Origin of the sequence: Nitrososphaera sp. AFS (assembly GCF_009898475.1) — an archaeon.
Lineage (GTDB): Archaea > Thermoproteota > Nitrososphaeria > Nitrososphaerales > Nitrososphaeraceae > Nitrosopolaris.
In genome coordinates this window covers 1-5,246 of record NZ_QURE01000099.1, presented here as the reverse complement: position 1 = coordinate 5,246, position 5,246 = coordinate 1, and the positions used below count along the sequence as shown (strand labels likewise).

Here is a 5,246-nt window from a genome sequence, read left to right as displayed (position 1 = left end):
TACGCGGTAGATGCAGCGGCAAAGTAGTAATTGAATAAATGCTCTTTCTTTTTTTTATTTTGTCTTGTAATCAGTCAATACTCTAAAGTTGAACATCGCACATTTGATTTGGAACACTGTAAAATGAAGAGTCCTATCTGTCCGCACCATTATTCTGAAATTTTCCAGTCCTGAGACTATGTCAGAAGCATGATCATGCTGAAGTAGGTGATATAAAAAAGACCGTCCCAGGCGTAACATAATAATACCAGGTTACGACAATAGATTCCAAGGTAAAGGTCAAAACAGAACTAGATTATATGAACAAATCTTCAAACCCATTAATTTGTATTTATACTAATAAAGATTGCAATCGGTTTAAAGGAAGATGAGACTTTTAGAGCAGTAACTAAAGTAGGAGATCACTATACAAGATTTGTTGATGCATTTGAGAATACCCTAATAACTAATGCTGAAAATGGTGTTGATTGGCAGAAAGAATTAAAGAAATGGATTGCTGTTGCAAAGAACTATGAATCCATATTTCTGGAGGTGGACCTTAAAGCTTGGAATGAAGCAGGTGAAAGAAAGTCCATCTAATGTTACTTCATATGGACGTGTCAATAATTCGATCATATTTACTGTTGATGGTATCATGGACTATTTGGGGATAATTGAAATCTAACTAATCGTAGCAATTGTGAGATCCCCTTCCCTTAATACACATTGGTACGTTTTCTATACCTGCAGTCGTAATAGTGTTGAATAAGCAATAAAGGCTATGAAAACAGCTATTAAGAACCAATCCTTAGTCTAATCATATAACAGCAGAAATGAAAGCACGATATGGTACTGATTCAAGAATGACAGATTGTTGCCATTTCGAAACAACTTCCTCCCTGCCCACAACAAACAAACAAGCGATAGCCAGTTAATGAGATTGTGTATAGAAAATCTATAGGCCATGTGTGCTCTACTAGCCAATACACATGGCCCGGTCTGGATTATGCCTCGCGAGTATTATACAAACTGAGCAGACTTTGAGTTGTAGCATATACAAACCAACTAAGTCATGGTTAGTCCTCACTATTTTAATAAGCCAACTTGCTTATAGAAACAAGGCTTGAATGATCTGTTATGTATCTTGCAGGCTGTAAAGTGCCATGCCAATACCAACGCAAGAAATGCTGCTGCAAATCCAAGACCTGCGTATACTATGTTTTCAAACATATCTGTTCCTATAGTACTTAGAAAATATAAGGCTGTTGAAGACAATATTGCACAGATGAAAGTTTGTGCTAAACTATCCCACACATCATACGAAGATGATAGTAGATGGTATCATGCCATGATATCCACAGTTCTTGCGATAAAATTAGATACTTGTTTTTGACAATCAAATAGCAGATTAAAACTAGCTAGCTATTAAATGTGGCAATAGATGAAAAATACATGACCTCCATTAGTTAACTGTTACTCATCTCTGTAAGTACTACAGTTAATGTTCACTGTAACCAGGGCAATGTAAAACCATTGAGAATGTACCACTGATGCCGTATTAATCAATATATTGTTATCCGCTCATGCCAATGATGAAATAAAAGGTGTCACTCAAGTAGGGAGGCTGTTTTACCGCTTTTCCTTCAGCCGTTTGCGACGAGCAAGTTCTGCCTCGCTCGGGGCATCTAGTCCAAACGACCCTGTCTCAACTTCCCCTGCACACTCATACGAGGCGATGATGACTCCACTTGGTGAAAGCTCGCTTTCAAGAAGTTTGAATCCAGATGGAATCGTGCCTTCTGCAAACAATCTTTTGCCAACGCCTAGAGTGATTGGAAATACCTTTAGCCAGAGTTCGTCAACCAAGTCATATTTCAAAAGCATCTGGATAAGGTTACCACTGCCATGAACCTGTATTTCTGGTCCGTCCTGTTCCTTTATTTTTTTAATTTCATTCCAGACGTCGCCTTCGATCAGTTGGGAATTGTTCCAGTCAAGCTTTGTAAGCGTCCTTGAGACTACATATTTCTTGGCGTTATTAATTCTGGTTGCAAATGGATTTTCGCTAGTATTCACTTTCGGCCAGTAAGCTGCAAATATCTCATACGTTTTTCTCCCAAGCAACAAATCAAAGGGTTTACCCATCTGTTTGACCATCACTTTGAGAAGAAAGTCATCAGAGTAACCGAACATCCAACCTCCGTACTTGAACCCTCCCGTACGATCTTCTTCAGGACCGCCTGGAGCCTGCATCACGCCGTCAAGAGAGATAAAAGATAGGACAATTAGCTTTCTCATTTATTCCTCTTTCCAGAATTTCTGCAATATAAAAAGGTGTTGGCGGCTTGTAGTAACGTATTACTGTTTGCAATAATACGTATTACCGTTAACAGAAATCAGCAATTAAATCATATGGACATTCGTGCGTTAGTTGTAGGAGGTTCATTCGGTGGTCTGAGTACTGCTTTAGCCTTGCGCTGCATAAACTGCGATGTAGAGGTTTATGAAAGATCCACAGGTCCAATGAAAAATCGCGGTGCTGGTCTCATAGTACAAACTGAGCTTATAGATTTTCTAAAAGAACATGGCGTAGTCGCAGAAGATGCAATAAGTGTTCTAGCATACAAAAGCCAGTACCTATCACAAGATGGCAGTACACAATTGGTAGAACAGATTCTGCAACTGATGACATCATGGGACACTATATACAATCAGCTGAGGAATGTTTTGCCATCTAACTTATATCATAATGAAAAAAGCCTTGTAAGTTTTGAACAAAATAAAGATTATGTGGTTGCAAAGTTTGAAGGTGGGCATAGTGAGAGGTGTGATCTGTTAGTTGGTGCTGATGGTCCTAGTTCTACTGTACGCCAACAGCTGCTTCCTAACATTTTTCCAAAATACGCCGGTTATGTTGCCTGGCGCGGAGTGGTAGATGAAAATAAAATACTAATCGTCGTAGTACAATTCTTTGCCAACAAGTTTACGTTCTTTCATGGAAGAAATACTCAAATTCGCTGTTACCTAATTCCAGGGCCTACAGGTGAATTATTAGATGGTGAACGTCGGCTTAACTGGGTTTGGTACTACAATGTAGCTGAAGGCAATGAATTACAGTTATTGTTAACAGATAGATAGGTATGGAAAACAAAGAGAGTTTGCCGTACCGCAAGGAATGGTCAGTAGAGATTTTGTACAACAACAAAAAAGTATTGCAGAGAGAATTCTTCCTAAGGTCTTTGGGCAACTTGTTGTACAAACTAATGAGCCTTTCATACAAATGATATATGATTTGTCAGTACCTAGAATGTCATTTGTGAGAGTTTGTATATTGGGAGATGCTGCATTTGTTCTTCGTCCACATACATCTGCGGGGATTTTAAAGGCTGCTACTAATGCTGTAACACTTGCAAATTCTATTACTAATTCATCCAACATAGACGTAATCGGAGCTCTAAAGAGGTGGGAACCACGTCAGATAGAACTTGGAAATAATCTCAAGTATTTGGGAATCTCACTTGGAAATAGATCACAGTTTAATCAAATTTAGAAATTTTTCAAAAACTATTAGGTGTGTTAAAATTACAGGTCAGTATCTGCTGTCTCCTTTCAATTTTCTGCAACCTTGTTGATAATTGTTATTTCTATCAGGACTATTTGAGACCTTATCTGTTTCTTTATTTCTATGGTCGCCATCTTCAATCCTGATTAGCATAACTTTAGTCGGTCTACGGTAATCTCGACCTGCGAATCAAACTTTCTTCTTATATTGATTCCAAATTTAGGGTGGAGTGGCAGTCAACAGGCTTGTGATTACCTAGTGACCATAGGCCGTACACAATAAGTTACAATATACTGAATATCTTATTGGACCGATGACTATTGGCGACTCATTAAGCTTTTTTATAGTAAGCTGTGTATGAAGGCTCAATATGAGTAATAATAAAAGGATCTTTTGAGGAGAGGAAATATGATAATTCGTATGAGCCTAATTACGGCTTATGAAGATATGAACAAACAGCAACAGTGGATTACTGGAGACAGGTAAAGGCCTCATAATGATGTCCAATATGTAAGACGAATATCAAATTCCAATGGGTATTGATGAGGTATTGTATATGGAATTTGACAATAGACGTGTAATTAGCCTTGTTCTTGATAGAAAAAGTCCTATGAGACGACACGATATGATAGCCAGTTATCATGAAATGGAGATGTATGTGAGGCTAGGTTAGATATTTGGCAATTAATTAAAACATTTTCAGGAATTGGTCAATGGGCATCGAATTTAGTATATCAGTTTTCTGTGCCCATCCACGCCTAGCTTGACCTATGCCCATTTTCAAAAATGCAAAATGAACAGGATGATGTGCGTCAGAATCAATTACAAGTTTAACTCCTTTTTGTATAGCCATTTTTATATATTCATCCTTTAGATCAAGACGATCATAATGTGCATCAATTTCTAGTATAGTACTTGTATCCTTTGCAGCGTCTATTAGTTTCTCAATATTAACAGGATAACCTTCTCTTTTATTTATACGTCTACCTGTAGGATGAAATATGATATCAACGCTAGGATTCTGAGCTGCTTTTATCAGTCTATCAGTCTGAACCTCAATTGGTTGCGAGAAATTAGAATGGATAGCCGCACCCACAACATCAAGTTTATCTAATACATTATTTGCAATATCAAGCGATCCATCTTTCATTATATTTACTTCTGCTGCAGACAAGATTCGAAAATCACTTTTTATTGATGCTACGGCGGCGGCTGTTTGATTCCGCTTGTTGTATAAATGCCGTTGTTTATTATTTTGGCCCTGCTTAATCCTGTCATTTATCTCTGCAATTTTATTTGCTTGATCTAACAGTTGGCTTTCATCAAGTCCATTCGTTAATCTCAGACTCTTAGTATGATCTGTTATGGCTATGTATTGAAGTCCAAATTTTTCACTGGCGGCCAAAGCCATGTCCTCAATGGACATAGTTCCGTCTGTGCTGTCGCTGTGAACCTGCAAATCACCTTTCAAATCATTGTATTCTATTAGTTTCGGTAATCCCATGCCTCCCTTCTTTGCAAGTGTAATTTCTCCTAAGTTTTCTCTCATCTCAGGTGGAATCCATTCTAAATCCAACGTCTGGTACACTTCTTCTTCTGTTGAACCAGCAATTTTTTTAGAATTGTCAAAAACTCCCCACTCATTCAAGTGAAAACCTTTTGCAAGTGCAACTCTACGCATAGCAACGCCATGTTCTTTACTACC

At 38.0% G+C, this 5,246-nt stretch carries 4 protein-coding genes and 1 pseudogene; 3 read left to right on the top strand and 2 right to left on the bottom strand.

Annotated elements, in window-relative coordinates; genetic code table 11:
• The first annotated feature begins 1,123 nt into the window (after positions 1-1,123).
• Positions 1,124-1,372 carry a hypothetical protein gene (locus tag DYY65_RS09580; protein WP_162477739.1) on the top strand — a complete coding sequence of 83 codons (249 nt, stop codon included), beginning with the start codon at positions 1,124-1,126 and terminating at the stop codon, positions 1,370-1,372.
• Between the two features lie 236 nt (positions 1,373-1,608).
• Here DYY65_RS09580 and DYY65_RS09575 read toward each other — a convergent pair whose 3' ends face one another.
• On the bottom strand, positions 1,609-2,277 hold the full coding sequence (locus tag DYY65_RS09575; RefSeq protein ID WP_162477738.1) for a dihydrofolate reductase family protein: 669 nt from the start codon (positions 2,275-2,277) through the stop codon (positions 1,609-1,611).
• 36 nt (positions 2,278-2,313) lie between these two features.
• On the opposite strand from DYY65_RS09575, the gene DYY65_RS09570 reads away from it, so the two are divergent.
• Positions 2,314-3,117, top strand: coding sequence for an FAD binding domain-containing protein (locus DYY65_RS09570; RefSeq protein WP_162477737.1), 804 nt, complete (start codon positions 2,314-2,316; stop codon positions 3,115-3,117).
• Complete coding sequence (locus DYY65_RS09565) at positions 3,110-3,529, top strand: FAD binding domain-containing protein (protein WP_441338327.1); 420 nt, start codon at positions 3,110-3,112, stop codon at positions 3,527-3,529. Before DYY65_RS09570 ends, DYY65_RS09565 begins: the two co-directional genes overlap by 8 nt.
• Before the next feature lie 700 nt (positions 3,530-4,229).
• Here DYY65_RS09565 and DYY65_RS09560 read toward each other — a convergent pair.
• Positions 4,230-5,246 (bottom strand): annotated as a pseudogene (locus DYY65_RS09560) (PHP domain-containing protein); the annotation flags it as partial.

Coding starts and splice junctions, on each gene's coding strand:
- DYY65_RS09575 (WP_162477738.1), bottom strand. CDS start 2,277: ATGAGAAAGCTAATTGTCCTATCTTTTATCTCTCTTGACGGCGTGATG.